Origin of the sequence: Aminobacter sp. LjRoot7 (genome assembly GCF_964252895.1) — a bacterium.
Lineage (GTDB): Bacteria > Pseudomonadota > Alphaproteobacteria > Rhizobiales > Rhizobiaceae > Aminobacter > Aminobacter aminovorans_B.
Map to the genome: position 1 here is coordinate 18,503 of NZ_CAXUPX020000008.1, position 26,492 is coordinate 44,994.

The 26,492-nt window shown below is 65.1% G+C and carries 22 protein-coding genes; 11 read left to right on the forward strand and 11 right to left on the reverse strand.

Annotation, left to right across the window (positions count from 1 at the left end; genetic code table 11):
- Positions 1-110: 110 nt before the first annotated feature.
- Positions 111-2,288, forward strand: coding sequence for a malate synthase G (locus ACSQ3E_RS20955; protein ID WP_436124171.1), 2,178 nt, complete (start codon positions 111-113; stop codon positions 2,286-2,288).
- A 127-nt stretch (positions 2,289-2,415) separates the two neighbouring features.
- Complete coding sequence (locus tag ACSQ3E_RS20960; protein ID WP_436124172.1) at positions 2,416-3,972, forward strand: VOC family protein; 1,557 nt, start codon at positions 2,416-2,418, stop codon at positions 3,970-3,972.
- Between the two features lie 18 nt (positions 3,973-3,990).
- On the opposite strand, the gene ACSQ3E_RS20965 is transcribed toward ACSQ3E_RS20960, so the two are convergent.
- Genes ACSQ3E_RS20965 through ACSQ3E_RS20975 form a run of 3 tightly spaced genes read right to left on the reverse strand, consistent with a single transcriptional unit; the run spans position 3,991 to position 6,597 of the window.
- Positions 3,991-4,944, reverse strand: a complete 954-nt coding sequence (locus ACSQ3E_RS20965) for a ring-cleaving dioxygenase (protein ID WP_436124173.1) — start codon at positions 4,942-4,944, stop codon at positions 3,991-3,993.
- Positions 4,945-5,004: 60 nt separating this feature from the next.
- Entirely contained in the window at positions 5,005-5,325 is a 321-nt protein-coding gene (locus tag ACSQ3E_RS20970; RefSeq protein WP_436124174.1) for a 2Fe-2S iron-sulfur cluster-binding protein, read from the reverse strand.
- Between the two features lie 15 nt (positions 5,326-5,340).
- Positions 5,341-6,597, reverse strand: a complete 1,257-nt coding sequence (locus tag ACSQ3E_RS20975; RefSeq protein WP_436124175.1) for a cytochrome P450 — start codon at positions 6,595-6,597, stop codon at positions 5,341-5,343.
- A 169-nt stretch (positions 6,598-6,766) separates the two neighbouring features.
- On the opposite strand from ACSQ3E_RS20975, the gene ACSQ3E_RS20980 reads away from it, so the two are divergent.
- The 4 genes from ACSQ3E_RS20980 (at position 6,767) to ACSQ3E_RS20995 (ending at position 12,481) form a co-directional block, all read left to right on the forward strand.
- Complete coding sequence (locus ACSQ3E_RS20980) at positions 6,767-7,597, forward strand: AraC family transcriptional regulator (protein ID WP_436124176.1); 831 nt, start codon at positions 6,767-6,769, stop codon at positions 7,595-7,597.
- A gap of 98 nt (positions 7,598-7,695) precedes the next feature.
- On the forward strand, positions 7,696-8,499 hold the full coding sequence (locus tag ACSQ3E_RS20985) for an arginine deiminase family protein (RefSeq protein WP_436124177.1): 804 nt from the start codon (positions 7,696-7,698) through the stop codon (positions 8,497-8,499).
- Positions 8,500-8,777: 278 nt separating this feature from the next.
- Positions 8,778-10,931 (forward strand): thiamine pyrophosphate-dependent enzyme, encoded by a 2,154-nt coding sequence (locus ACSQ3E_RS20990; protein ID WP_436124178.1) that lies wholly within the window; start codon positions 8,778-8,780, stop codon positions 10,929-10,931.
- Positions 10,932-10,948: 17 nt separating this feature from the next.
- A complete protein-coding gene (locus ACSQ3E_RS20995) occupies positions 10,949-12,481 on the forward strand; it encodes an indolepyruvate oxidoreductase subunit beta family protein (RefSeq protein WP_436124179.1) in 1,533 nt (510 codons plus the stop codon).
- 17 nt (positions 12,482-12,498) lie between these two features.
- Here ACSQ3E_RS20995 and ACSQ3E_RS21000 read toward each other — a convergent pair whose 3' ends face one another.
- Both ACSQ3E_RS21000 and ACSQ3E_RS21005 read right to left on the reverse strand, forming a co-directional pair.
- A complete protein-coding gene (locus ACSQ3E_RS21000) occupies positions 12,499-13,050 on the reverse strand; it encodes a MarR family winged helix-turn-helix transcriptional regulator (RefSeq protein ID WP_436124365.1) in 552 nt (183 codons plus the stop codon).
- Positions 13,051-13,276: 226 nt separating this feature from the next.
- Positions 13,277-14,068, reverse strand: a complete 792-nt coding sequence (locus ACSQ3E_RS21005; protein WP_436124180.1) for a cyclase family protein — start codon at positions 14,066-14,068, stop codon at positions 13,277-13,279.
- A gap of 562 nt (positions 14,069-14,630) precedes the next feature.
- Between ACSQ3E_RS21005 and ACSQ3E_RS21010 the strand changes: the two genes are divergently transcribed.
- From ACSQ3E_RS21010 to ACSQ3E_RS21030, 5 genes are all read left to right on the forward strand, one after another.
- Entirely contained in the window at positions 14,631-15,905 is a 1,275-nt protein-coding gene (locus ACSQ3E_RS21010; protein ID WP_310325274.1) for an ABC transporter substrate-binding protein, read from the forward strand.
- A gap of 23 nt (positions 15,906-15,928) precedes the next feature.
- Positions 15,929-18,226, forward strand: coding sequence for a molybdopterin guanine dinucleotide-containing S/N-oxide reductase (locus ACSQ3E_RS21015; protein WP_436124181.1), 2,298 nt, complete (start codon positions 15,929-15,931; stop codon positions 18,224-18,226).
- Positions 18,223-19,527 (forward strand): NAD(P)/FAD-dependent oxidoreductase, encoded by a 1,305-nt coding sequence (locus tag ACSQ3E_RS21020; RefSeq protein ID WP_436124182.1) that lies wholly within the window; start codon positions 18,223-18,225, stop codon positions 19,525-19,527. Before ACSQ3E_RS21015 ends, ACSQ3E_RS21020 begins: the two co-directional genes overlap by 4 nt.
- A gap of 51 nt (positions 19,528-19,578) precedes the next feature.
- Positions 19,579-20,544 carry an ornithine cyclodeaminase family protein gene (locus tag ACSQ3E_RS21025; protein WP_436124183.1) on the forward strand — a complete coding sequence of 322 codons (966 nt, stop codon included), beginning with the start codon at positions 19,579-19,581 and terminating at the stop codon, positions 20,542-20,544.
- Between the two features lie 105 nt (positions 20,545-20,649).
- The gene (locus tag ACSQ3E_RS21030) at positions 20,650-21,348 is read left to right on the forward strand and encodes a GntR family transcriptional regulator (protein WP_310325286.1); all 699 of its coding nucleotides are present in this window, start codon (positions 20,650-20,652) and stop codon (positions 21,346-21,348) included.
- Between the two features lie 37 nt (positions 21,349-21,385).
- Here ACSQ3E_RS21030 and ACSQ3E_RS21035 read toward each other — a convergent pair whose 3' ends face one another.
- The 6 genes from ACSQ3E_RS21035 to ACSQ3E_RS21060 are packed head-to-tail and all read right to left on the reverse strand — an operon-like array spanning position 21,386 to position 26,383.
- Positions 21,386-22,330 (reverse strand): branched-chain amino acid ABC transporter permease, encoded by a 945-nt coding sequence (locus ACSQ3E_RS21035; protein WP_436124184.1) that lies wholly within the window; start codon positions 22,328-22,330, stop codon positions 21,386-21,388.
- 7 nt (positions 22,331-22,337) lie between these two features.
- Positions 22,338-23,240 carry a branched-chain amino acid ABC transporter permease gene (locus tag ACSQ3E_RS21040; RefSeq protein ID WP_436124185.1) on the reverse strand — a complete coding sequence of 301 codons (903 nt, stop codon included), beginning with the start codon at positions 23,238-23,240 and terminating at the stop codon, positions 22,338-22,340.
- Entirely contained in the window at positions 23,237-23,965 is a 729-nt protein-coding gene (locus ACSQ3E_RS21045; protein ID WP_436124186.1) for an ABC transporter ATP-binding protein, read from the reverse strand. Before ACSQ3E_RS21045 ends, ACSQ3E_RS21040 begins: the two co-directional genes overlap by 4 nt.
- Entirely contained in the window at positions 23,962-24,753 is a 792-nt protein-coding gene (locus ACSQ3E_RS21050; protein ID WP_436124187.1) for an ABC transporter ATP-binding protein, read from the reverse strand. The genes ACSQ3E_RS21045 and ACSQ3E_RS21050 overlap by 4 nt, the downstream gene beginning before the upstream one ends.
- Positions 24,750-25,970 carry a pyridoxal phosphate-dependent aminotransferase gene (locus tag ACSQ3E_RS21055; protein WP_436124188.1) on the reverse strand — a complete coding sequence of 407 codons (1,221 nt, stop codon included), beginning with the start codon at positions 25,968-25,970 and terminating at the stop codon, positions 24,750-24,752. Before ACSQ3E_RS21055 ends, ACSQ3E_RS21050 begins: the two co-directional genes overlap by 4 nt.
- Positions 25,967-26,383 carry a Rid family hydrolase gene (locus ACSQ3E_RS21060; RefSeq protein WP_436124189.1) on the reverse strand — a complete coding sequence of 139 codons (417 nt, stop codon included), beginning with the start codon at positions 26,381-26,383 and terminating at the stop codon, positions 25,967-25,969. The genes ACSQ3E_RS21055 and ACSQ3E_RS21060 overlap by 4 nt, the downstream gene beginning before the upstream one ends.
- Positions 26,384-26,492: the final 109 nt, after the last annotated feature.

Sequence of the window (26,492 nt, forward strand, 5' to 3'; positions counted from 1 at the left end):
CAAGCGCTTGGATACTATCTTGTATCAACAAATGCTTGTCAATGGATACAATCTCTGTCATCAGCTTCCTATGGAATTGCCGCGCCTCGCGCGTATCGAAGGAGCCTCCCATGACCCAGACCTATGAAAGCGTCGCCGGCCTTTCAGTCCACCCTGCGCTGCGCGCCTTCGTCGAGCAGGAGGTGCTGCCCGGCGCCCGGCTCGAGCCCACGGCGTTCTGGAGCGGGCTTTCGGAGATCATCCGCGACCTCGCGCCCCGGCATCACGAGTTGCTCGCCATCCGCGGCGAACTGCAGGCGAAGATCAATGCCTGGCACCTGGAGCGCAAGGGCAAGCCGCACGATGCGACGGCCTACGAGCAGTTCCTGCGCGACATCGGCTATCTGGTGGCAGCACCCGCCGCCGACGCCTACCAGGTCGCGACCAAGAACGTCGACGCCGAGATCGGCACCATCGCCGGCCCGCAGCTGGTGGTGCCGCTGTCCAACGCACGTTATGCGCTGAACGCAGCGAACGCGCGCTGGGGCTCGCTCTATGACGCGCTTTACAGCACCGATGTCATTCCCGCGACCGACGGCACTGAGAAGAGCAAGGCCTTCAACCCGGCCCGCGCCAGCCTGGTCATTGCCCGCGTCCGCGAATTCCTCGACCAGGCCGTGCCGCTGGCTGCGGGCAGCCATGCCGATGCCGCCAGCTACATCGTCGAGCGCGGCAAGCTGCAGGTGACCTTGGCCGACGGCACGAAGACCGGCCTTCGCTCGGTTGCCCAGTTCGCCGGCTTCACCGGCCCGCGCCATGAGCCGAAGAGCGTGCTTCTGGTCAACAACGGCCTGCACATGGAGCTGGTGTTCGACCGCGAGCATCAGGTCGGCGCGCTCGATGCCGCCGGCATGTCAGACGTCGTCATCGAGGCGGCGATCTCGATCATCATGGATCTCGAGGATGCGGTGTCGGCCGTCGACGCCGAGGACAAGGTTGTGGTTTACCGCAACTGGCAGCGCCTGATGGATGGCAGCCTGAGCTCGGAATTTGTCCGGGACGGCAAGACCGTCACCCGCAAGCTGGTCGAAGACCGCGCTTTCACCGCCCCCGGCGGCGGTACGCTCACCCTGCATGGCCGCTCGACCATGCTGGTGCGCAATGTCGGCCACCATATGTTCACCGACGCCGTGCTTGACGAAGCCGGCAATCCGGTGCCCGAGGCGATCCTCGACGCTGCGATCACCGTTGCCAGTGCGGCACAGGACATCCGCGGCGAAAACGCGGTGCGCAACAGCCGCACCGGTTCGGTCTATGTCGTGAAGCCGAAGATGCACGGCCCCGACGAAATCGGCCTGTCCGACCTGTTGTTCAAGCGCATCGAGGAACTCGTCGGCCTGCCCAAATACACGATGAAGATCGGCGTCATGGACGAGGAGCGCCGCACCTCGGCAAACCTCGCCGCCTGCATGTCCAGGGTGCGCGACCGCACCGTCTTCATCAACACCGGCTTCCTCGACCGCACCGGCGACGAAATCCACACCTCGATGGAAGCCGGCCCGATGATGCGCAAGTCCGAGATGGCATCCGCCACTTGGCTCAAGGCCTATGAGGCGAACAATGTCGATGTCGGCATCGCCCGTAACCTTCCCGGCCGTGCCCAGATCGGCAAGGGCATGTGGGCGGCACCCGACCAGATGGCCGGCCTGCTCGACAAGAAGATCGCCCATCCGCTCGCCGGTGCCAGCACCGCCTGGGTGCCGACGCCGACGGCGGCGGTGCTGCATGCCATGCACTATCACCTCGTCAATGTCGCAGCCGTCCAGGACGAACTGCGCAGCCGGGAACATGTCTCGCTTGCCGACCTTTTGACCATTCCACTGGCAACCCGCAGCTACAGCGCAGACGAGATCAAGGCCGAGCTCGAAAACAACCTGCAGGGCCTGCTCGGTTATGTCGTGCGCTGGGTCGGCCAGGGCGTTGGCGTGTCGACCGTGCCCGACCTCGACGACGTCAGGCTGATGGAAGACCGCGCCACGCTGCGCATCTCTTCCCAGCATGTCGCCAACTGGCTACGCCATGGCATCGTCGGCGAGACCGAAGTGCGCGAGACGATGCGGCGCATGGCAGCGGTGGTCGATAGGCAAAACGCCGAAACTGAAGGCTACAAGCCGCTGGCGCCAAACTTCGACAGCCCGGCCTTCAAGGCGGCCGAGGACCTTATCTTCAACGGCCGTACGCAGCCGAGCGGCTACACCGAGCATGTGCTGCATGCCCGCCGCCGCGAGGCCAAGGCGCCGCCGGCCTGAGTCTCCCAAGACGACATCGAAAGGCCCCGCTTGTCGGGGCCTTTCTTTTTGGCGAGCCGAACATCGGTTGCACCTCCCGCCCGGCTGAGGGAATGTCGGGCAACAGCAAATCGGCCGGAGGTGCGTCATGGGCGCTGGCATCCACCACATCACGCTCATCACCCGCAAGGTGCAGGCCAATGTCGACTTCTATGTCGGCTTTCTCGGGCTGCGGCTGGTCAAGCAGACCGGCGGCTATGAGGACGCGACGCAGTTGCACCTGTTCTATGGCGACGGTGCCGCCAATCCGGGCACACTGATCACCTTCCTGGTCTGGGAGGACGGCGGGCCCGGCCGCATCGGCCACGGCCAGCCGAGCGAGATCGCACTCGCCATCGATCCCCAAAGCATCGGCTTCTGGCTGACACGGGCGCTGTCGCATCACATCGAAATCTTGGGCCCGACGGAAGAGATGGGCGAGCCGACGCTCCGGCTGAAGGATCCCGACGGGGTGATCGTCAAGCTGGTCGGCGTGGCGGGCTTTCCCATGCCTGCAGACTGGGACCGTTCGAGCGTTCCGGTTGAGCACGCCATCCGCCGCATCCGCGGCGCCACCATCATGACAGAGGTGCCCGAGCTGACCGAGAGCTTTGTCGCCAGGCATTTTGGCTATCGGCCCCAGACCAGCACCGAGTTCATCCGCCGGCTGGTTTCCCACTCCGGCGACATCATCGACGTCAGGGACGCCAAAGGTTTCTGGTCGAGCGCGCCGGGCACCGGCACCATCGACCACATCGCATTTCGTGCCCAGGATGTCGCCGAGGTCGAACGGGTGCATGGCGAGCTGGGCTCCAGCAATTCCTCGATCACCAACGTCCACGATCGCAAATATTTCTACTCGCTCTATGTGCGCGAGCCGGGCGGCACATTGATCGAGCTGGCGACCGACGCGCCCGGTATGGCGGTGGACGAAGACCCATCCGAGCTCGGCACGCACCTGTTCGTGCCGCCCGACCGCGCCGACAAGATCGACGAACTGAAGACGATGCTGCCCCAGTTCGCCTGGCCGGGCGAGGAGCGTGTCATCTATCGCGAGCTGCCCTTCGTCCATCGTTTCTACACGCCCGAAAACCCTGATGGCACGACGATCGTGCTGCTGCACGGCTCCGGCGGCAACGAGACCAGCCTGTTGCCCTTCGCCGCCAAGGCGGCGCCCAACGCCACCTTGCTGGCACTGCGCGGCCGCGCCACCGACGAAGGTACGCCGCGTTGGTTCCGCCGCTTCTCCGCCAACAAGTTCGACCAGGCGGACATCGCATCGGAGGCGGAAGCGCTGGCTGCGTTCGTGGAGGGGGCTATCGACGCCTACCAGCTGGACCCCGCCAAGCTGGTCTTCGTCGGCCACTCCAACGGCGCCAACATGCTGGCGGCCACCATGCTTTTGCACCCACACGTCATCCGCCGTGCTGCACTGCTGCGTGCAGCGATGGTGCTGGAGCCGCTGCCAGCGGCCGACCTGTCGGATGCCGAGGTGCTGTTGGTCGCAGGCGATGTCGATGTGTTCAGCAGCTTCGGCCCCGAGCTAACAGGCCTGCTGCGCGATGCTGGTGCTCATGTCGACGCCCGCACCATCTCCTCCGGCCACGCCTTCGAGGCGGCCGACATCGAGATCGTCAGGGAGTGGCTGGCCGCTCGCGGCCTCTAGCAACGCGCCCCAGCGGGATCAAACCAGGGGCTTGAGCCTTGCCTCGATCGAAGCCCGCTTGCCCTCGAGGAATGGCGGCAGCGACAGGCGTTCGCCGAGCGTCTCCATCGGCTCGTCGACGGCAAAGCCCGGGCCGTCGGTGGCGATCTCGAACAGTACACCGGCGGGTTCACGGAAGTAGAGCGAGCGGAAATAATAACGCTCGACCTCGCCGCTCGACGGCAGGCGGAACTCCTGCAGCCGCGCCGTCCATTCGTGGATCTGCTCGACATCAGGCGTGCGGAAGGCGACGTGGTGGACGCCGCCGGCGCCCTGCATGGCGGGGTTGAGCTTGGGCTGCACCGCGACATGCAGCTCTGCCGCCGGCCCGCCCTCACCCATCTCGTAGGCATGGACATGGCCCTCGCCGTCGGGCGACGGGAAATCGAGCAGCTTGCGCAAGTTCATCACTTTGGTCAGCACCAGTTCGGTGTTGGCAAGGTCGGGCACGCTGATGGTGATCGGCCCGAGGCCCCTGATCTGGTGTTCAGCCGGGATGGTGCTTGCCGACCACTCGTTGGCCGGCCCCCTGCCGCCATCATCGACCAGGCGCAGGCGCTGGCCCTCGGGGTCTTCGAAATCGACTGACCGGTAGCCGCCAATATCGGTGATTTCGGAGGCCTCGATGCCCTTGGCCGCAAGATGCTCGCGCCACCAGGTCAGCGACGCCTCGCCGGCAACCCGCAAGCCGGTGCGGCAAATGCTGTGGGTGCCACGCTTCTCGCGCCCCACCGGCCAGTCGAAGAAGGTCAGGTCCGAGCCCGGGCTTGCTTTGCCATCGGCGTAAAACAGGTGGTAGGCGCTGGTGTCGTCCTGGTTGACCGTCTTCTTGACCAGCCGCATGCCCAGCGTCTGCGTGTAGAAACGCAGATTGCCGGGGGCGTCGGCGGTGATCGCGGTGAGGTGGTGAATGCCCGTCAGTTGCAGCGTCATCAGAGCCTCCTGTTACCGGGAAGCCCTAGAGATAGCGCCTTTAGGCGGGGGCGGCCACGCTCAATATTGCTCGCGCGGCAAATGCACGACGAGGCCATCGAGGGCAGTCGACATTTTGAGCTGGCAGGTCAGCCGGCTGCGCTCCGTCGGGTTCATCAAGCATTCGATCATGCCCTGCTCGGAATCGTCAGGCGCCGGCAGTTTTTCGGTCCAGCTCTCGTCGACATAGCAGTGGCAGGTGCCGCAGGCGCAGGAGCCGCCGCATTCGGCGAGGATCTGGTCGATGCCATTGGCGACGGCCACCGACATGACGCTCTGGCCTTCATTGGCCGTGAGCTCGGTTGCCTGGCCGTCGGCGTCGACGAAGGTTACGCGGTACATAAGTTATCTCCTGAATCAGGCCGGGGTCAGTGTCAGGCGCAGCGCCTTGGGGCCACGCACGGACAGGCCGGGCTTGTATTGGGGCTCGGCATCGGCGAGCGCAATCGACTTCAGCCGCTTGATCAGCGTGGTGAAGATCACCTCCATGTCGAGGCGCGCCAGGTGGTTGCCGAGGCAGAAATGGGCACCGCCGCCGAAGGCGAGGTGACGGTTGGGGTTGCGGCCGACATCGAAGCTGGCGGCGTCATCGCCGAAGGCCTCGGGGTCGCGATTGGCCGCACCGTAGAGCAGGCCAAACTTGGTGCCGCGCGCAAACGCCTTGCCGCCGACCACGCAGTCGGTGGTCGAGTAGCGGTGAAAGAACGGCAGCGGCGATTCGAAGCGGAACATCTCCTGGATCGCCGTGTGGATCAGGCTGGGGTCCTTTCGCAGCCGCTCCATCTGGTCAGGGAAGCGCAGCAGCGCATGCATGCCCGAGCCCAGCACGTCGATGGTCGAACCGTGGCCAGCCATCAGGATCAGCATGCAGGTCGAGACAAGCTCGTCCTCGTTGAGCTGGCCGGCATCCTGCGCCGCGATCAGGCGGGTGATCAGGTCTTCCTGCGGCGCGGCGCGGCGCTCGGCCATCAGCTTCTGGAGATAGTGGTAGAACTCGGTCGTTGCCTGCTCGGCCAGCGCCTTGCGTTCGTCGGTGCGGTTGATGTCGAAGAACTGCACGACCTTTTCCGACCAGCCACGCAGTTGCGGGCAATCCTCGTCAGGCACGCCGAGCACGCGGCCGATGATGTGGCCCGGCACCTGGGCGGCGAGGTCCTCGACGAAATCGATCTCGCCCTTGTCGATCAGGCTATCGATCAGCTTGTCGACGAAGCTCTGGATCATGCCGCGCTGGCGGGCGATGAAGGCGGGGGTAAACTCGCGGAACACCTGCTTGCGCAACCGGTCGTGCACCTCGCCATCGCTGTCGAGCATGGAGAACTGAACGAAGCGCTCATGATGCGGTATGTCGAGCCAGTTCTGCAGCCGCTTCTGCTCATGCACTTCCTCGGCCGACATGAAGAAGTCGGGCGAGCGCACCATCGAGTTGTCGCGGGCAATGCCGGCAACGTCGTCGAAGCGGGCGACCAGCCACATGTCGAAGTCGGGGAAGAACTGCGGCTCGCCCATGTCGCGCAGCGCCGCATAGGCCGGATAGGGGTTCTGGGCGAAAGCTGGCGACAGCGGCTCGAATGCCGTGCCTGATACGCTTGCCTTTGGGGTAGCGGTCGCCATCTGGTCGCTCCAACTGGATTGCCGCCACGATGCGGCAGCCTGCCTTAGGCTAGCGGCAATGGCGCCGATTTGAATGCACCGAACTCGCGGCTTGATGGATAAAACTCGCATCGTCGGAAGCATGCCGCTACAACGCTGGCAACGGACCAGCTGACCGGCCTGCGCAAAAATGACCGAAGACCATCGCGACGAAATCCTGTTCCACACACCGGGCCGGCATGCCGAGGCCTATCCCTACAAGATCCTGGTCGCCGGGCGCACACGCTTCACTGGCGACAACGGGCTGGTGACGCGCCGCTTCCACCACCACACGCTGATCCTGACCATCTCCGGCCGCGGCCTGATCGAGGTCGCCGGCCAGCGCTTCGCCGCCCTGGCCGGCAGCGTCGTCTGGCTCGACACGGCGATGCAATACGCCCATGGGTGCCACCCCGAAGCCGACCACTGGCATTATCTCTGGATGAGCATCGACGGCCACGGCCTCGACGCAGTGTTTGCCTTCCTGCGTGTCGGCCAACAGCCGGTCTTTTCCGGATCGAGCGCGGCCGAGCCGCTGTTCGAACAGGCGCTCGCAACACTCGCCCATCGCAGCCAGACCACCGACGCGCTGTCGAGCGCCATCGTCGGCCAGCTGGTCGCCCTGCTGGTCGCCGAGCGCGGCGAGCAGGAAGAAGACAGCGGCGAGCGCATCCAGCGGCTGATGCGGGCACTGAGGGCCGACATCGCCCGCAACTGGCAGATCGAGGACATGGCCGATATCTCCAGCCTCAGCGCTTCACAGCTGCACCGCCAGTTCCGCCAGAAGACCGGCACCACGCCAATGGACTGGATGCGCCACGAACGGATGAACCTCGCCAAGCGGCTGCTGACTTCCTCCGACGCCAAGATATCGGCGGTGGCCTTGAGCTCAGGCTATGCCGATCCCTATCATTTCAGCCGCGATTTTCGGCGCATATCAGGCCAGTCGCCGAGCGAGTTTCGGCGCGCGCGGGGCCAGTGACGCATCCGTCACCCTGGCCCATGCTCTGCCCGTCGACATGACCTGCGGTTTCGGGCAGGCTGCGGTCGATCCAATGCCCCAGCAAGAGAGCACGCCGCATGACATCCAAGCCAGCCGTCTACGAATTCAACGCGGCGATCGTGCGCGAGCCGGCGCGCTCGGTGGTCAACGGCCTGCGCGCCGACGACCGTGGCAACCCGACCTATGACGGCGTCAAGGCAGAGCATGTTGCCTACATCGCAGCCATGCGGACGGCGGGCGTCGAGGTCACCGTGCTGCCGGCGCTGGAAAGCTTTCCGGACTCGATCTTCGTCGAGGACCCGGCACTCGTCTTTCCCGAGGGGGCGATCCTGCTCAGGCCCGGCGCCGAGACGCGGATCAAAGAAACCGCCGAGATCGCGCCGACGCTGAAAGCAATGTTCGGCACCGTGCTCGACCTGCCCTCGCCCGGCTTCGCCGACGGCGGCGACGTGCTGACGACGCCCAAAAGCGTGATGATCGGCCTGTCGGCCCGCACCGACCGCGCCGGCGCCGAAGGCCTCGTCGCCAGCCTTGACCGGCTGGGGCGCAAGGCCGAGATCGTGCAGACGCCCGAAGGCGTGCTGCATTTCAAGACCGACTGCTCGCTGCTCGACGACGAGACGATGCTGACCACGGAAAGGCTTGGCCGCTCCGGCGTGTTCGATGGCTTCCGCAAGGTGACGATCCCGGCAGGCGAGGAACCTGCGGCGAACGCGCTGCGCGTCAATGGCGTGGTCATGGTCGGCTCGGACTATCCGCGCACGATCGAGATGCTCGACCGGCTCGGCTACATTGTTGTGCCGGTGAAGACGACCGAGATCGGCAAGGTCGACGCCGGCCTGTCCTGCATGTCGCTGCGCTGGCATCGCCGGACCAGCTAAGCGGAATTTCAGGCGTCGCAGGCGGATGCCGCGACGCCGACTTGTTTATATATGCACCGACATGCATCTCATGCATTGGACAGGCGATGACCAACGCCTGCCCTTCCACATATTCTTCTCCCTAAGGATATGGTCCGCCCCTGAGCGATTGACAGATCCATGCATTTTCATGAATATGCATTTTCATAGATATGCAGCTCGACGCCCGGCAAGCCTGGCGGCCCTGAGGGGCGTCGAGCCATGGTGGCAGCGGTCTTGCCACGCCTGGGAGGGTCGACATGGCGGAACGGTCTTTTGCGCGGGAGGTCCAAGACCTCAAGCTCGGTGAGGGCGATCTCTTTCGCGGCGAGGGCATCCTGGCCATCACCAAGGCGCTGCTGCAGTCCGGCGTGTCTTATGTCGGCGGCTACCAGGGTTCGCCGATCTCGCATCTGATGGACGTGCTCGCCGACGCCAAGCCGGTGCTCGACGAACTCGGCGTGCATTTCGAGTCTTCCGCCTCCGAGGCAGCGGCTGCCGCCATGCTATCGGCCTCGGTGATGTATCCGCTGCGTGGCGCGGTGACCTGGAAATCGACGGCTGGCACCAATGTCGCCTGCGACGCACTGACCAACCTTGCCTCGAGCGGCGTCAAGGGCGGCGCACTGATCATCCTTGGCGAGGACTATGGCGAAGGCTCGTCGATCCCGCAGGAGCGCAGCCATGCCTTCGCGATGAAATCGCAGATGTGGCTGCTCGACCCGCGCCCCAATCTCGAATCGATCGTCAAATCGGTCGAGGACGGTTTCGAATTGTCGGAGGCGTCCAATACGCCTGTGATGATGCAGGTGCGCATCCGCGCCTGCCATGTGCATGGCCAGTTCATCGCCAAGGACAACAAGCGCCCTGAGTTTACCATCAAGCAAGCGCTGGAAAATCCGGTGCGCGACCTCGACCGCATCGTGCTGCCGCCGGTGTCGATCACCGTGCACGACCGCGAGAAGATCGAGAAGCGCTGGCCGGCGGCCATCGACTTCATCAAGAGCCGCAAGCTGAACGAATGGTTCGGTCCCGACGAGGGCGATGTCGGCATCATCCTGCAAGGCGGCATGTACAATTCGGTGATGCGCGCGCTGCAGCTGCTGGGGCTTGCCGACGCCTACGGCAACACGGTCATCCCGCTCTATGTGCTCAACGTCACCTATCCGCTGATCGACGACGAGGTGTCGGCATTCTGCGCCGGCAAACGCGCCGTGCTGATGGTCGAGGAAGGCCACCCCGACTATCTCGAGCAGGCAGTGAACTCAATCCTGCGCCGGCGCGACATCAACACCTGGCTCGCCGGCAAGGGCATGCTGCCGATCCGCGGCGACTACACCGCGGCCGTGCTAATGAACGGCATCCAGGCCTTCCTGGAAGAACATGCCGTAGCGCTTCTCGGCAACCGACCGCCGCTGCCGAGCGCGGATGCGGTGCTTGCCGATCCGAAGGTCAAGGCGCTGAACGCCGTCGTGCCCGCCCGCCCCGCCGGCTTCTGCACCGGCTGTCCGGAACGGCCGATCTTTGCCGCCATGAAGCTTGTTGAGCAGGAGCTCGGCGAACACCACGTCTCGGCCGACATTGGCTGCCACCTGTTTTCCATCCTGCCACCGTTCAACATCGGCGGCTCGACAATGGGTTATGGCCTCGGCCCAGCCTCGGCATCCGCCTTCAACGTCGACGCCGGCAAGCGCGCCATCTCGGTCATGGGCGATGGCGGCTTCTGGCATAACGGGCTCACCACCTCGGTCGGCAACGCCGTCTACAACAAGCATGACGGCGTCATCATGGTCGTCGACAACTACTACTCGTCGGCGACCGGCGGCCAAGACATCCTCTCTTCACGCGCCGACAATCCCGAGCGCTCGACCAACAACTCGATCGTCAAGGCGGTGAAGGGCATCGGCGCCAAATGGGTGCGCCAGATCGACCGCACCTATGACGTGGCGAAAATGCGCGACACGCTGAAGGAGGCGCTGACCTCGAAGGAGGAAGGGCCGAAGATCATCGTCGCCTCCTCCGAGTGCATGTTGAACCGACAGCGCCGCGAAAAGCCCTTGTTCTCCAAGGCGGTGAAATCCGGCCAGCGCATGGTGCGCGAACGCTTCGGCGTCGACGAGGACACCTGCACCGGCGACCATGCCTGCATCCGCCTGTCAGGCTGCCCGTCGCTTTCGCTCAAGCACACCGACGATCCGCTACGCGACGATCCGGTGGTGGCGATCGACAACACCTGCGTCGGCTGCGGCAATTGCGGCGAGGTCTCGGAAGCGGCGGTGCTGTGCCCGTCCTTCTACCGCGCCGACATCATCTATAACCCCACCCGGCGCGACCGCTTCGCAGCCAGGCTGCGCAACGCCGTGATCGGCTTCCTGCAGCGCCGCCGCGAAGCCCGGCGCGTGGTCTTCGGGTGAACGACATGAGCAGTGCGATGACCCCGATTTCAGTCGACGACAAGCCGATCTCGATCGCCATCGTTGCCATGGGCGGACAAGGCGGCGGCGTGCTCGCCGATTGGGTGGTAGCGCTTGCCGAGGCCGAGGGCTGGGTGGCGCAGTCGACCTCGGTGCCGGGTGTCGCCCAGCGCACCGGCGCCACGATCTATTATGTCGAGATGCTCAAGCCCAAGGGCGGCCAGATGCCGGTACTGTCGCTGATGCCGACGCCCGGCGATGTCGATGTCGTGCTCGCCGCCGAGTTCATGGAGGCCGGCCGCTCGATGCTGCGCGGACTTGTGACGCCCGACAGGACGACGCTGATCGCCTCGACGCACCGCTCCTACGCCGTCGGCGAAAAGGAGGTGCCGGGCGATGGCATTGGCGATCCGCTCGCCGTCGTCGATGCCTTTGGCGTCGCAGCCAGGAAGACGATCATCTTCGACATGCAGACACTGGCCGAAAACAACGGCAGCGTCATTTCGTCGGCTATGTTCGGCGCCTTGGCTGGCGCCGATGTCCTGCCCTTTCCACGCCAGGCCTTCGAGGCTGCGGTGCGCGCCGGCGGCAAGGGCGTCGAGACCAGCCTGCGGGCCTTTGGCGCCGCCTTCGACCGCGCCTGCGACGGCAAGCCGGATAAAGTGGCCAGGAAGCCTGAAAAGCTTTTGCCGGACGCGCCCTTGTCGGTCGGGCACCCAAAGCTCGACCGGCTGCTCGACCGCATCCATGCCGAGTTCCCGCCGGTGCTGGCGCCGATGCTTTATGCCGGCGCGAAGAAGCTCGTCGACTTCCAGGACCCGCGTTATGCCGGGGAGTATCTCGACACGGCGGCGCGGCTGCTCAAGCTTGACCGCGATGCCGGCGGCGAAGCCAGGAATTTCGGCTTCAGCCAGGAAATCGCCAAATATCTCGCCATCGCCATGGCCTATGACGATGTCGTGCGGGTCGCCGATCTCAAGACGCGCGCGACGCGTTTCGAACGTGTCCGCAAGGAGACCGGCGCCACCGGCGAGCAGCTCGTCTACACCACCGAATACATGCATCCGCGCGCCGAAGAAGTTGTCGGCACCATGCCGGCGTTTCTCGGCCAGTTCATCGAGAACCGCCCGACGCTGCTCAAGCTGCTGGAACGCCTGTTCAGCAAGGGCCGGCGCGTGCGCACCGGCACCGTCGGCTGGTTCGTGGCGCTCTATGCACTCTCCAGCCTCAAGCCGATGCGCCGCACCATGCTGCGCCACAAGCGCGAAATGGCACATATCGCAAGCTGGCTGGACACGGCCTCAGCCCTCCTGCCCGCCAATTACGAGCTGGCCTCCGCGGTGATCGGCAGCCGCCGGCTGGTGAAGGGCTATTCCGACACGCACAGCCGCGGCCAGGGCAAGTTCGACAAGGTGCTGTCGGCGGTGCCCCTGCTCAAGGCACGCGAGGACGGCGGGACCTGGCTCAGGCGCCTCGTTCAGGCAGCACTGCAGGACGAGGCCGGCAAGTCGCTCGACGGCGCGTTGGCGACGGTTCGAAGCTTCGCCTGACGAGCTCGCAGCGCCGACTAGGCCTCGGCGTCGGCCTTTGCGTCGCCGTTCTTGGCCGCAGCTTCACCGCCGCCACCGATCCGGTCGATGTTGCGCAGGACCTTGTGCAGCGTGACGATAAAGGCATCGTATTCGTCGGGCTCGATGCCTTCAAACAGCTGCGAGAAGATGCCGAACAGCACCGGCCAGAACTGCTGGAAGACATCGCGGCCGGCATCGGTGATGTGCACTTCGCGCACGCGCATGTCGTCGGCGCGTGACTGGCGACGGACAAAACCCTGCTCCTCCAGCGCATCGAGCGTGCGGCTCATCGTCGACTGTTCGACAACAGCAAGGAAGGACAGTTCGTTGACGGTAAGCCCCGGCGAGATCGTCAGGAGTGCGATCGCCCGCATCTTCGGTGTGGTCAGGTCGAGCGGGCGCAACCGTTCCTGCAGGTTGGCGTTGTAGCTCGCCGACAGGCGGTTGATGAGGTGTGGAGCGAAGCGGTTGAGCCCGATTTCGCCGAGGCTGGGCAGACGGTTGCCGTCGCCAGCTTCCCTGAACGACCCGGTGAAGTATTTCGTGATCATTGCTACCCGTTCGGCTCGATGGAGTTCGACGCTGTTCGGATTGCCATGAAGCCGATTATCCGGCAACCGTCCAGAGCATTGCACCGCGCATCAAACGAAAAGGCCGGGCGCCACAAGGCAACCCGGCCCTACGCCGCAAGACCGATGGTGCCCATCCACTTGCGGCGACAGCGGCGGTGGGAGCCGCCGCAGTCCCCAATGAGGCTTGATCAGGCGCGCGGCATCAGGCGCGTGGCGCGAGCGCGAAGGCGCGCACCGGGCTGCCGGTACCGCCGACGATCTTGAGCGGCGCCACGACCAGCACGGCACCCGTGGCCGGCAGCTTGTCGAGGTTGCACAGGCTGGCGAGGCCGTAGCTGCCGACTTCGAGCAGCAGGCTGTGCGCCGGGAAAGGCGGATCCATCGCCACCGCGCTGCCGGCATCGGTGCCGACGCATTCATTTCCGAAGCCGAGCACGCCGCGCTCGACCAGCAGACGAACGCAATCGACGCTCGGTCCCGGCGTATGCGGGCCATTCTCGTCGGCGTTCAGGAAGGCCTCGGTCGAGGTGTTGCGCGGATACCAGTCCGAGCGCATCAGCACCCAGGCGCCACGCGGAATCTGGCCGTGCACGGCCTCCCAGGCCTTCACTCCGTCGGCAGTGAGCAGGAAGTCCGGATTGGAAGCGACCTCCTTCGAGCAGTCGATGACGACGCAAGGCGCGACGAAGGACTGCGGCGACACCGTGTCGGTCGTGCCCTGGGCTACGTCCTTGCCGGAGATCCAGTGCACGGGGGCATCAAAATGGGTGCCGGTGTGCTCGCCGAGTTCCATCCAGCCCCAGGCCCACCATGGACCGTTGGCATCATAGCGCGAGATCTCGTGCATCTTGAACTTCGGCGTGTTCTTGGCGAAATCCGGCGGCAGATACAGGACCGGCGTCTCCGGTCCCAGCGGCGCCGTCAGGTCGACGATCTGGACCGCGCCCGTGGCGATTGCCGACGCGAAATCCGCCAGCGTCTGGGTGGCTGTCATCTTGGCTCTCCTCCTCTTTGCCCGGTCCGGAAGGCCAGGTTTGCTTCAGCCTAATCAAGTCATATGCATTTGCAAATATTATTTTTGCCCAGATGCCAACAGGATCGGCATCCTTCAAGCCCGAATATCCCCGCATGCATGGTTCTGGCCGGTTTTGGCTGGCCAAGCGCAGCTGTCGAGATGCCAGCGGGCCTGACCTTGGCCCTAACCGACCGTCGCATCGTAGCCGCTTTCAGCCTACGGACAGGCGAAAATCTCCCGGCCCAGCACAAATTCGACGAAAATCCGAAATCCAGAAACGGCGCTTTACTACCGCCGTTCGCGGCTATGCAAGGCGCACCTAAACTACCCAACCATATGATTAGAAATACATATTTTTACCAATCGGCCTCCAGGGCGCTCGAATATCACGTCCTTCCACCTCGCTTTACAAGCTAAAAATTTTGTGCGCTTATGATCAAATGATGGAAGTGAGGAACCATTCCGCGACGGCTCATCCAACGGGCACGAAGGCCTGAGACGAGCACGCGGCTGCCATCATCCAAACAAGGGGAACGGACTGATGAACAAAACCAAGGGCCTGTTGCTGGCCAGCCTGCTTGCAGCCACCGCATTTTCCACCTCGTCGGCCATGGCCCAGGACGCCGCCTGCCCGGTCAAGATCGGCGGCGTGCTGTCGCTGACCGGCTCGATGGGCGCGGTGGGCAAGGCCATCGGCAACAGCGCGCAGCTCGCCATCGCCAACATCAACGAAGGCGGCGGCGTCAAGGGCTGCCAGGTCGAGTTCGTGCTGCGCGATGATCAGGGCCAGCCCAATGTCGGCGTCGACGCCGCCAAGTATCTCGTCGATGTCGAGGGCGTGAAGGCGCTGTCGGCGAGCATCGGCAGCGGCGTCACCATCCCGATCCTGACCTCGGTTTCAGCACCGTCGCAGATCCCTCAGATCGCCTGCTGCTCCTCGGCCCCGGTGCTGACGACGATGGCGCAGGAAGGCAAGACCGGCGGCTTCTTCTTCCGCACCTTCCCGGTGGTCAAGAACCTCTCCTACCTGCCGGCCAAGATCGCCGCCGACCGCGGCCTCAAGCGCATCGCCATGATCTATGTAAACACCGACTACGGCGCGAGCCTGGTCAAGGATTTCACCAAGGCGACCGAGAAGTTCGGCGGCGCAGTGGTCAAGGCTGTCGCCTTCAACGAAAACCAGGCGTCCTATCGTGCCGAAGTTTCGGCGGCGCTGGCCGAGAAGCCCGATGCGATGTTCATCGTCGCCTTCCCGCAGGACGGCGCCACCATCGCCCGCGAATGGATCTCGCTTGGCGGCACGCAGCAGCTGATCCTCAACAACGCGCTGCGCAGCCCCGACTTCGTCAAGGCGGTCGGCGCCAAGTACCTGACCAAGGCGTTCGGCACCGACAACACCTCGACCCAGAGCGCCACGCTCGACGAGTTCAAGGCAGCGTTCAAGGCGGCCTACAACATCAGCGCCGATGGCCCCGGCATTTCCAACGAATATGACGCCGTGACCATCCTCGGCCTTGCCATGAACATCGCGCCCGACCTGTCCGGCCCGGCGATCCGCGACGCAATCCGCAAGACCCAGACGCCGGACGGCGAAGTCATCGGCACCGGCCCGGCGGAGTTCAAGAAGGCGCTGGAGCTGGTCAAGGCCGGCAAGCCGATCAAATATGTCGGCGCGCTCGGTCCGATCGAGTTCGACGTCAATGGCGACATCAGCGGCCCCGCGCTGACCTGGCACATCGAGGGCGAGGAACTGGTCATCGACAAGACCATCAGCGCCGAAGATATGGCTAAGCTGCTGGCGGAAATCGACGGCTAAGCAACAACGGGTACCGGACGGGCATGACCAGCTACACCCTTTCCCATTGGGGCACCTACGAGGTCGAACCCCGTGGAAACGGTTTGCCCGCCCTCAAGCCGTTCAGGCGCGATCGGGACCCGAGCCCGATCGGCCTCTACCAGCTCGACCCGGCGCTCGACAGGCTCCGGGTCCGGCGACCGGCCATACGCAAGAGCTGGCTCGATCATGGTCCGGGAGCGGCTCCGGAACGGCGCGGCAGCGATCCCTTCGTCGAAGTCGAATGGGACCACGCACTCGACCTCACTGCCGCCGAAATCGACCGGGTCCGCACCACCCACGGCAATTCCTCGATCTTCGGCGGCTCCTATGGCTGGTCGAGTGCCGGCCGCTTTCACCACGCGCAAAGCCAGGTACACCGCTTCCTGAATACTGCCGGCGGCTATGTCCGCCATGTTGATTCCTACAGCCTGGGCGCAGCCAATGTCGTGCTGCCGCATATCGTGGCCAGCATGGACGAGCTGATGGCCGGCCATTCCTCCTGGGACACTCTGGCTGCGCATTGCGAGCTGTTCGTCAGCTTCGGCGGCGTGCCGGTCAAGAACGCCCAGATCAACGCCGGCGGCGTCGCCCTGCACGGCGTGCCGGCGGGTCTGGCCGGCATGCGTGCGGCCGGCACCCGCTTCGTCAATATCGGCCCGGTGCGCGACAATTTCGGCGCCGTCGCCGATGCGGCGGAATGGATCGCCTGCCGGCCCAATACCGACACCGCCCTGATGCTGGCGCTGGCATGGGTGCTGTACAGCGAGGGCCTGCACGACAAAGCCTTCCTCGACCGTTGCTGCACCGGTTTCGAGCGTTTTCTCCATTATCTCACCGGCACCGTCGACGGCACGGCCAAGACGCCGGATTGGGCCGAGGCAATCAGCGGCGTGCCTGCCGGCACAATCGTCGATCTCGCGCGCCGCATGGCATCGTCGCGCACGATGCTCAATGTGTCGTGGTCGATGCAGCGCGCCAGCCACGGCGAGCAGCCTTACTGGATGGTGGTGACGCTGGCGGCGATGCTCGGCCATATTGGGAAGCCTGGCGGCGGTTTCGGCGTGGGTTATGGCGCGGCCAATCTTGTCGGCAGCGCCCACACCCGCATCAAGGGCCCGACGCTGTCGCAGCTCAAGCCGGGCATTCCCGACTTCATCCCAGTCGCGCGCATCGCCGACATGCTGCTCAATCCCGGCGCGCCCTTCACCTACAACGGCAAGACTCAGAACTACCCCGACATCCACCTGATCTACTGGGCCGGCGGCAACCCGTTCCACCATCACCAGGATCTTAACCGCCTGCTCAAGGCCTGGCAGAAGCCGGAAACCGTCATCGTCAACGAGCAGTACTGGACGCCGACGGCCAAGCGCGCCGACATCGTTTTGCCGGCTACGATCTCGCTCGAACGCGACGATATCGGCTCGGCGACGCTGGAAGCCTTCATCGTTGCGATGAAGCAGGCTGTGCCGCCGGCAGGTGAAGCCCGCGACGACTACGCCATCTTCGCAGAGCTGGCCGAGCGGCTCGGCTGCGGCGAAACCTTCTCAGAAGGGCTCGATGCCGCCGGCTGGCTGTCGCGGCTCTACGAGGAATGCCGGCCGCTCAATCGCGCGCGCGGGCTCGACCTGCCCGATTTCGAAACCTTCTGGCGCGACGGGCTGATCGACCTCACCCCGCTCGACCGCCCAGTCACCATGCTCGCTGACTTCGTCGCCGATCCGGAGAGCAAGCCGCTCGGCACGCCGTCGGGCAAGCTCGAGATCTTCTCGCAACGCATCGCCGGCTTCGGCCTGGAAGACTGTCCCGGCCACGCCGCATGGATGGAACCGGCCGAGTGGCTGGGATCCAGACTTGCCGCCAGATACCCGCTGCACCTTCTGACCGACCAGCCGGCGCGCCGACTGCACAGCCAGCTCGACGCCAGCCCGCACAGTGCCGGCGGCAAGTCGAATGGCCGCGAGCTGGTCTACATGAACCCTGGGGATGCCGTGCAACGTGGGTTCGGTGAAGGCCAGATCGTTGAACTGTTCAACGATCGCGGCCGCTGCCTGGCCGCAGTGACCATCACCAGCGACATCATGCCCGGTGTGGCGCGGCTCAACACCGGCGCCTGGTTCGACCCCGACCCGGAGACCGGGCTCGAAAAGCACGGCAACCCAAACGTTCTGACTCTCGACATGCCGGCGTCCGGCTTGTCGCAAGGCTGCAGCGCCCAGACATGCCTGGTCGAAATCACAGCCTTTGCCGGGCCGGTTCCACCCGTCACCGCCTTTTGCCTGCCGGAATTCGCCAGATCATGACCACCGCACAGACCGCGCCGCACCAGCACATGCGTACGGTGTGGTGGCAAACCGCCAATCCGGCGCCTGCCACCCAGCCGCTACCCGCGACAAGCAAGGTCGACGTGGCGATCATCGGCGCCGGCTTCACCGGCCTGACCGCGGCACTCCACCTCGCCCGTCGTGGCACCCGTGTCGCCGTGCTTGAGGCCGAGACGATCGGCAGCGGCGCGAGCGGGCTCAATGCCGGTTTCGTCGTGCCCAACTTCGCCAAGGCCGACCCTGCGGCGGTGGTTGGCAAGCTTGGCGAGGAGCGCGGCCACAGGCTGTTGCAAATGATCGGCGGCGGCGCCGACCGCGTCTACGAAACCATCCGCGAACTCGGCATCGCCTGCGATGCCGAGCAGGTTGGCTGGATGCATGTCGCCCATTCGGACAAGATGCTCGGCATCCTCGAACGCCGGGCGGAGGCCTGGCAGGCGCTGGGCCGTCCGGTGCGTATGCTCGATGCTGCCGAGGCGCGCCGCCGCGCCAACCTCAGGCATAACGCCGGCGCCCTCATCGACGAGAGCGGCGGCACGCTGCACCCGCTCAACTACGCCTATGGATTGGCGAGTGCTGCCATCAAGGCCGGTGCATCGATCCACGAACACGCGCCCGTCCAGGCCGTCGAGCAATCGGGCAATGGCTGGCGGCTGAGCAGCGGACGAGGCACGATCGACGCCGATACGGTCCTTTTGTGCACCAATGCCTCGGAACAGGGTGCTGCCCGCCGCCTCGGACGCATCGTCGTGCCGCTGCGCGTTTACCAGATCGCCACCGCCCCGCTCGACGAGGCCACGGTGCGGCGCATTTCGCCGGAACGGAACCCCGTCGCCGACACGCGCGCCAACCTCTTCACATTCAGGCTCGACCGCGACAACCGGTTGATCAGCGGCGGCATGTCGATGCTTCCGCTTGGCGCTGAGGCGCGCATGGCCGCGATGGTCGCAGGCCGCCTGCAGGCCGAGCTCGGCTTGCAGCGACTGCCTGCGGTCGAAAGCATCTGGCGCGGCACCGCCGCCATGACCACCGACTTCCTGCCGCATGTCTATGAATTCGGCCCGCGCTTCATCAGCGGCATCGGCTGCAATGGCCGTGGCATCGCCCTGACGGCCATGCTCGGCGAGGTGCTGGCCGACGCTGCGTCGGGCATGCCGCTCGACGCATTGCCGATCCCGCAAGCTTCGCCGCGCGCCCTGCCGTTTCGCAGTTTCGCCGCCGCTGCCCCGTCGGTCGCCATCGCCCAGGCCCGGTGGCACGACCGGCGCCAGGGATTGTAATCGCCTGCTATGGCGGCATATCTGTCTGGCCTAGCAAAGGAGCCGTCTTCGATGCTGATCCTCAACCGGCAAGCCGTCGCCGCCGCTTTGCCCATGGCCGACTGCATCGACGCGATGCGCGCAGCACTGGCTGATTTCGCCACTGGCGGCTACCGGCTGTTTCCGCGCCAGCAGCTCAATGCCGGCCCCGGCGAGGTACTGATGGGGCTGATGCCGACATTCTCGCAAGCTGGCGGCGAAAAGCTCTGGTGCCTGAAGGATGTGCTGGTCGCGCACGACAATGCGGCGCGTGGCCTCGACAATCACCAGGGCGCCGTGCTGCTCAACGACGGCGAAACCGGCCAGTTGCGCGCCGTGCTCGACGCCACCGAAATCACCGCCCGCCGCACGGCCGCGACCTCGGCCGTAGCAACGGCGGCGCTGGCCCGGCCTGACGCAAGGACGATCGCCATGCTCGGCACCGGAACGCAGGCCGAGACGCATATCGAAGCGCTGCGCCATGTCATCCCAGACGCAACCTTCGTGCTCTGGGGCCGCTCGCGCGACAAGCTCGTCGAACTCGCCCGCAACAGCGGCGCCGAGATGGCTAATAGCGCTCGGGCCGCAGTCGCCGATGCCGATGTCGTTTGCACGCTAACCGGCTCCAAGGAGCCGATCGTTGAGCTCAGCTGGCTGAAGCCGGGCTGCCATATCAATGCCGTCGGCTCGAGCAACCGCACCGCCCGCGAGCTTGGCGACGACATCGTTGCCACTTCCGCCTTCTTCGTCGATTCGCGCAGCCAGGCCTCCGTCGAGTGCGGCGAGCTGCTGCAGCCGCTCGAACGCGGCGTGATCGGCCCCGACCATGCCCGCGCCGAACTCGGCGAGGTGCTTGCCGGATTGCATGCGGGACGGTCGTCGCCTGAGGAACTCACCGTATTCAAGTCGCTCGGCATTGCCGTTGAGGATGCCGCGGCAGCCATCCGCGCCGTGAAGAACGCGATCGACAACGGCCTCGGCCAGAAGGTCGACTGGTAGCGCCCTCACAGCAAACAGTTCATGTGCGCCGTGCCGGCTTGATACCGCGCGGCGCGATTTCTATGCTATGTGCACATTCATCGTTTGATCAAAAGAGGAAGCTGGATGAGCGTCGATTTCCTGGAGCCTGTGTCGTCGCGTTCGACGATACAGGACGGTATCTATCGCCAGCTGCGCAAGGCGCTGATGTCGGGCCATTTCGATCCCGGCCAGACGCTGACCATCGCTATGCTATCCGACACGTTCAAGACCAGCCACATGCCGGTGCGCGAGGCACTGCGCCGGCTGATCGCGGAGAACGCGCTGGTGGTGCTGACCACCGGCTCGGCGCAGGTTCCGACCGTCAGCCTGGCGGCTCTCGACGACCTTTGCCTGACGCGCATCGCGCTGGAAACGCTGGCGACCAAGCTCGCAACCGAGCGTTCCACGCCCGCCGACCGCAAGACCTTCCGGCATCTCGTCGAGGAGCATGAGGCGGCCGCCAACGACCGCAACCTCGAGGACATGATGGTCCGGAACCAAGAGCTGCATTTCGCCATCTACGAGTGCTGCGGCTCGCCCGTCATCACCCAGTTCATCCAGAGCCTGTGGCTGCGCTTCGGCCCCTATATGCGCATGTTGTCGGGCCATATCGAGCCGGTGCTGGTGTCGGGCAAGTACCAGCCGAGCTCGCACCATCGCGACCTGATCGAGGCTATGGATGCCGGCGACGCACGTGGCGCCGCCAAGGCGATCAAGGGCGACATCGAGACGACGCAGGCGCTGCTGCGCCGGCTGTGCAAGGAAGCCGTCGAGACGAACTGACTGGCCGGCGCAAGCGCCGGCCCGTTCAGCCCGATGCTCAGGCGGCGTGCCGCGAGGTGACCGGCCGCTCGCCGATCAGCCCGCGCGGACGCAGCAAGAGCACAAGCACCAGCGCCAGGCCGATGATCATCGCCTGGGCGGCGCCGCCATAGATCTGAAGCTGCACGGGCAACATCTTCGACGCCGCCGCACCAATGACGCTCCAGATGCCCCAGACGACGACCGCACCGAGGATGGCACCGCGATTGTTGCCGCTGCCGCCGATGATCAGCATCGCCCAGATCTGGAAGGTCAGGATCGGCAGGAAGTCGAACGGGCTGACGAAGCCGATGAAGCTGGCATAGAGCGCGCCGGCAAGGCCCATCAGCGTCGAGCCGATGACGAACGCCTGCAGCCGGAAGCTACGGGTGTTCTTGCCCAGCGTCTCGGCGGCGACTTCGTCCTCGCGGATCGCCTTGAGCACGCGTCCCCATGGCGAGCGCGCGATGCGCTCGAGGGCGACATAGGCGACGGCAAGGATCGCCACGATGACGGCGAGGTAGCCGAAATTGTTGGCCAGCGGCGTCGCAAACAGCCCGCGAAACGGGTTGGGGATCGAGGCGATGCCCATCGTGCCGCCGGTCAAGGCCTCGAAGTTGGTTGCCACCAGTTGGATGGTGACGGCGATGCCGAAAGTGGCAACAGCAAGGTAATCGCCTCGCAACTTGACTGTGGCCAACCCTGTGATCAGGGCAGCCAATGCAGCGACGGCCATCGCGCCGACCACGCCGACGATCCAGGGCAGCTCGAAATTGCCGAGCAGTTCCGGTCGCGGTGGCGCCGTCAGGATGGCGAAGGTATAGGCGCCGATGGCGTAGAAGCCGACGATGCCGGCGTTGAACAGGCCGGTGCCGCCCCATTGCAGGTTGAGCCCGAGTGTCGCGATGCCGAGGATCAGCGCGACGGTGAGGAAGAATACGAGATACGAAACAAATCCGATCATCTGAGCCTCACACGCGTGCCGACCTGGAGAACAGACCCTGCGGCCTGAGGTAGAGGATGATGAGCAGCAAGCCGAAAGGCACCGCCGCCTTGTAGCCGGTCGGAATGACCAGTGCCGACAGGCTTTCGGCGAGGCCGACGATCAGCCCGCCTGCGACCGCGCCAAACAGGCTGCCGGTGCCGCCGAGGATCGCGGCGGTGAACAGCGCCAGAAGCATGTTGAAGCCCATCTCAGGACGGATCTGCACGGTCAGTCCGGCAAAGACGCCGGCGATTGCCGCAAGGGCGCCGCTCAGCATCCAGGTCCAGCGCACCACCTTGGCGATGTCGATGCCGCAGACCTGCGACAAAGCCGGGTTCTCGGCCATCGAGCGCATGGCGACGCCGATGCGGCTGTATTTCAGGAACAGATGCAGCGCCACCACCAGTGCCACTGTCAGCGCCAGGACGAGCACCTGGTCGGGCATCATCCTGATATCGGGCAGGACCTCGAGCGAGATCTGCAGTTCCTGGCCGTAGTAATGCGCGTCGGCGCCCCAGACGAAGAGCACCAGATTGCGCAGGATCAGCGCGATGCCGAAGCTGGCGAAAACCAGCGTCAGGCTGTTGGCGCGACGCTTCCTGAGCCTGGAGAACACCAGCGTGTCTGCGGCGATGGCGATCAAGCCGGTGCCGATGCAGGAGACGACGATCGCCACGAGCAGCGGCCAGCCAAAAGAAAACGGGCCGATGGGCTGGCCAGCGGGCAGGAAGGTTATGACGGCAAGCGCCATGTAGGCGCCCCAGGTCAGCATTTCGGCATGGGCGAAGTTGGCAAATTTCAGCATATGCGCGCACAGCGAATAGCCGATTGCCCCGAGCGCGAGGATGCCGCCGGTCAACAGACCGTCGGCGATGGCTTGTCCGATCATAATTTCCTCCGGAAGCCCAGGAATGCTTCGGCAATGGCGTCGTTGTCGAGCAGGTCGGCCGCCGTTCCCGTCATGTGGTTGCGGCCCTCGACCAGGACATAAGCACGGTCGGACACCCGAAGTGCCGCCTTGGCGTTCTGCTCCACCATCAGCACCGCGACCCCGCTCTTGGCGAGGCGGCGCAGATCATCGAGCACCTCGTGGACGATCTTCGGCGCAAGCCCCGCCGTCGGCTCGTCGAGCATGATGACGCGCGGATCGGTCATCAGCGCGCGTGCCACCGCGAGCATCTGGCGCTGGCCGCCGGAGAGCACGTTGGCCGCGGCACGACGACGGTCGGCCAGTGCCGGGAAATGCTCGAAGGCGCGCTGCACGCGTTCGCGCAGCACCGAACGCGGCAAGGTGTGGCCGCCGCTGATCAGATTGTCCTCGATCGACAACGAGGAAAAAACGTTGCTGGTCTGCGGCACGAAACCGACGCCGGTGGCGATGATCTCGTGCGTCGGCAGCCCCGAGATACGCCGGCCGCCAAGCTTGACCTCGCCACCCTCGACCAGCACCAGCCCGGCGAGCGCCTTGAGGAAGGTCGACTTGCCGGCACCGTTCGGGCCGATCAAGGTGACAAGTTCGCCGGCATCGACGGTGACCGAGATGTCGAAGACGATCGGCATGCCGGGGATATAGCTGGCGCGCAGGTTACGAGCCTCGCAGACGGGCGCGCTCATGCCAGTTCTCCCACTGTCACGTCACCAAGATAGGCGTCGACGACGCGCTGCTCCTTCATCACGCCGGCCGGGTCGCCTTCGAAGATCACCCGCCCCTGCGCCATCACCACGATGTGGCGGCAGATGCGCATGACCATATCCATGTTGTGCTCGACGATGAGGAAGGCGACGCCGCGCTCGTTGAGCGCCACGATCTTGTCGATCAGCGTCTCGATGAGCGTCGGGTTGACGCCGGCCGTCGGCTCGTCGAGCAGGATCAGCGGCGGGTCGACCATCATGACGCGGGCAAGTTCGAGCAATTTCTGCTGGCCGCCCGACAGCACGCCGGCCAGGTCGCGCGCCTTGTCGGCGAGACCGGTGAAGGCGAGCACCTCCATCGCCCGTTCGCGGGCGCGGCGTTCCTCTGCAGCGACAAGCCCGCTGCGGAACCAGTTGTTCCAGAATGTCTCGCCCGACTGACCGGTGGCCGACAGCATGACGTTTTCGAGCACCGACATCTGGGGAAACGGCCGCGGGATCTGGAAGGTCCGCGCCAGGCCGGCGCGGAAGATCTTGTCGGGGCGGAGACCCGAAATGGACTGGCCGTCGAAGATCACCTCGCCGGCACTCGGCTGGACCTCGCCGGCAATGAGACCGAACAGCGTGCTCTTGCCGGCGCCGTTGGGGCCGATCAGGCCGGTGATCTGGCCTGCCTTGACCGATATGTCGACACCGTCCACGGCCTTAAGCGCACCGAAGTTCTTGGAGAGCCCCCGGGTCTGCAGGATGACATCGCCGGTCTGTGTCATGCACTGCCCCGCTTTGCTTCGCTGGCCGGCGCCCCGTCACGGCCGTCCCAGAGATCGTTGAAGAACCTTGACAGCCGGTCCATGCCTTCGTCCAGCCGCTCCAGGCTCTCCGAGCCGAAGCAGACGCGCAGATGGCCCTCGCCCGACTGGCCGTAGAAGCTGCCGGCCTCGACGACCACATCTGCCTCGTCGAGGATCCGTTCAGCCAGCGCCTGCGACGGGATGCCGAAGGCCGAGATGTCAGGGAAGGCGTAGATCGCGCCTTGCGGCGACGGGCATTTCACGCCGGGCATCTGATTGAGGCGGCGGACGACGAGATCGCGCTTCTGGCGGTCATGGTCGACGAGTTCGGCAAGCACTTCGGAAGGGCCGGTGATCGCAGCACGACCACCGGCCTGGATAAATGTATTGACGTGGGTGGCGTCGTTGGCCGTGATCTTGAGCAGCCCGGGCATCGCCCAGGCGGGTGCTGCCATGTAGCCGAGACGCCACCCATCCATGGCAAAGGATTTGGTGAATGCAAAAGCGGTGATGGTGCGCTCGGCCATACCGGGCAGCGCCGCGATGCTGACATGCTCGCGGTCATCATAGACCATGTCTTCATAGACCTCGTCGGAGACGACGAGCAGGTCGCGCCGGATCGCCAGTTCGGCAAGGCCTTCGAGTTCGGCGCGCGAGTAGACGCGGCCGGTCGGGTTGACCGGATTGACCAGCACGATCATCCGGGTGCGCTCGGTGATGGCGGCCTCGATCAGCTCGGGCTTGAGCGCGAAATCGTCGGCTGCATCCAAAGTCACGAACACCGGCTTGGCGCCGGCCAATTCGATCTTGCCGATGTGCTGGGGGTAGAACGGGTCGAGCAGGATCGCCTCGTCGCCCGGATCGAGCAAGGCGAGGAAGGCCGCGAACGAGGCATGCGTCAGGCCGTTGGTGACAAGGATGTCGGCTGCGCTCACATCCATGCCGTTCTGGCTGCGCAGCTTTTCGGCCAGTGCCTCACGAAAGCTCGCCGTGCCCTTGAGATCGCTGTAGTGGACGTCGCCGGCCAGGATCGCCGCGATCGTCGCCTGCTTGATGTGTTCGGGCGTGTCGGCGGCGGGACGACCAAGCTCCAGATGGATCAGGTCGCGCCCGCTGCCGGCAAGTGCCGCGGCCTTCTGGTACATGCCGAATGACTTCTGTGGCGTCCCGGAGATACGCCGCGCGACCCGCCTCATTGTCCCACCTTGACTGCATCTGCCGTGGTGGTGGCCTGACGTCGCGCGATCACCTCGAGCTCGACCTTGATCTCCTCGACGGCGAAACCGACGATGACGGTGGTGTTGGTCGGGCGCGGATCGGAGAAGGTCTGGCCGAGCAGGCGCGAGACGGCATTGACGTCGTCGCGGCTGGCAAGATTGACGCGCACCGACACGATGTCGCGCATGCTGGAATCGGCCTCCGCCAGAGCGGCGGCGATGATGTCGAGCGCACGGCGGGTCTGCACCGCCGCGTCAGGGTCGAAGCCGCCGATCTCGGGATCGTATCCCGCGGTGCCCGAAACAAAGATCCAGTCGCCATCGACCACGGCTCGTGAATAGCCAGCCAGCTCCTCGAAAGGAGAGCCCGAATAGATTGCTTTTCTGGTCATTGGTCGCCTCTGCTTTGCACGCTCATTTGATCAAACCATCATCGTAATAACGCAAGTTCGCGGTGAGATCAACCGCCTCGAAATCGCGGGTGTCTTGGGTCGGGGGCGC

What these genes read in the sequence shown, in the direction of transcription:
- ACSQ3E_RS20955 (WP_436124171.1), top strand. Translation starts at nt 111, where the DNA reads ATGACCCAGACCTATGAAAGCGTCGCCGGCCTTTCAGTCCACCCTGCG.
- ACSQ3E_RS20960 (WP_436124172.1), top strand. Translation starts at nt 2,416, where the DNA reads ATGGGCGCTGGCATCCACCACATCACGCTCATCACCCGCAAGGTGCAG.
- ACSQ3E_RS20965 (WP_436124173.1), bottom strand. Translation starts at nt 4,944, where the DNA reads ATGACGCTGCAACTGACGGGCATTCACCACCTCACCGCGATCACCGCC.
- ACSQ3E_RS20970 (WP_436124174.1), bottom strand. Translation starts at nt 5,325, where the DNA reads ATGTACCGCGTAACCTTCGTCGACGCCGACGGCCAGGCAACCGAGCTC.
- ACSQ3E_RS20975 (WP_436124175.1), bottom strand. Translation starts at nt 6,597, where the DNA reads ATGGCGACCGCTACCCCAAAGGCAAGCGTATCAGGCACGGCATTCGAG.
- ACSQ3E_RS20980 (WP_436124176.1), top strand. Translation starts at nt 6,767, where the DNA reads ATGACCGAAGACCATCGCGACGAAATCCTGTTCCACACACCGGGCCGG.
- ACSQ3E_RS20985 (WP_436124177.1), top strand. Translation starts at nt 7,696, where the DNA reads ATGACATCCAAGCCAGCCGTCTACGAATTCAACGCGGCGATCGTGCGC.
- ACSQ3E_RS20990 (WP_436124178.1), top strand. Translation starts at nt 8,778, where the DNA reads ATGGCGGAACGGTCTTTTGCGCGGGAGGTCCAAGACCTCAAGCTCGGT.
- ACSQ3E_RS20995 (WP_436124179.1), top strand. Translation starts at nt 10,949, where the DNA reads ATGACCCCGATTTCAGTCGACGACAAGCCGATCTCGATCGCCATCGTT.
- ACSQ3E_RS21005 (WP_436124180.1), bottom strand. Translation starts at nt 14,068, where the DNA reads ATGACAGCCACCCAGACGCTGGCGGATTTCGCGTCGGCAATCGCCACG.
- ACSQ3E_RS21010 (WP_310325274.1), top strand. Translation starts at nt 14,631, where the DNA reads ATGAACAAAACCAAGGGCCTGTTGCTGGCCAGCCTGCTTGCAGCCACC.
- ACSQ3E_RS21015 (WP_436124181.1), top strand. Translation starts at nt 15,929, where the DNA reads ATGACCAGCTACACCCTTTCCCATTGGGGCACCTACGAGGTCGAACCC.
- ACSQ3E_RS21020 (WP_436124182.1), top strand. Translation starts at nt 18,223, where the DNA reads ATGACCACCGCACAGACCGCGCCGCACCAGCACATGCGTACGGTGTGG.
- ACSQ3E_RS21025 (WP_436124183.1), top strand. Translation starts at nt 19,579, where the DNA reads ATGCTGATCCTCAACCGGCAAGCCGTCGCCGCCGCTTTGCCCATGGCC.
- ACSQ3E_RS21030 (WP_310325286.1), top strand. Translation starts at nt 20,650, where the DNA reads ATGAGCGTCGATTTCCTGGAGCCTGTGTCGTCGCGTTCGACGATACAG.
- ACSQ3E_RS21035 (WP_436124184.1), bottom strand. Translation starts at nt 22,330, where the DNA reads ATGATCGGATTTGTTTCGTATCTCGTATTCTTCCTCACCGTCGCGCTG.
- ACSQ3E_RS21040 (WP_436124185.1), bottom strand. Translation starts at nt 23,240, where the DNA reads ATGATCGGACAAGCCATCGCCGACGGTCTGTTGACCGGCGGCATCCTC.
- ACSQ3E_RS21045 (WP_436124186.1), bottom strand. Translation starts at nt 23,965, where the DNA reads ATGAGCGCGCCCGTCTGCGAGGCTCGTAACCTGCGCGCCAGCTATATC.
- ACSQ3E_RS21050 (WP_436124187.1), bottom strand. Translation starts at nt 24,753, where the DNA reads ATGACACAGACCGGCGATGTCATCCTGCAGACCCGGGGGCTCTCCAAG.
- ACSQ3E_RS21055 (WP_436124188.1), bottom strand. Translation starts at nt 25,970, where the DNA reads ATGAGGCGGGTCGCGCGGCGTATCTCCGGGACGCCACAGAAGTCATTC.
- ACSQ3E_RS21060 (WP_436124189.1), bottom strand. Translation starts at nt 26,383, where the DNA reads ATGACCAGAAAAGCAATCTATTCGGGCTCTCCTTTCGAGGAGCTGGCT.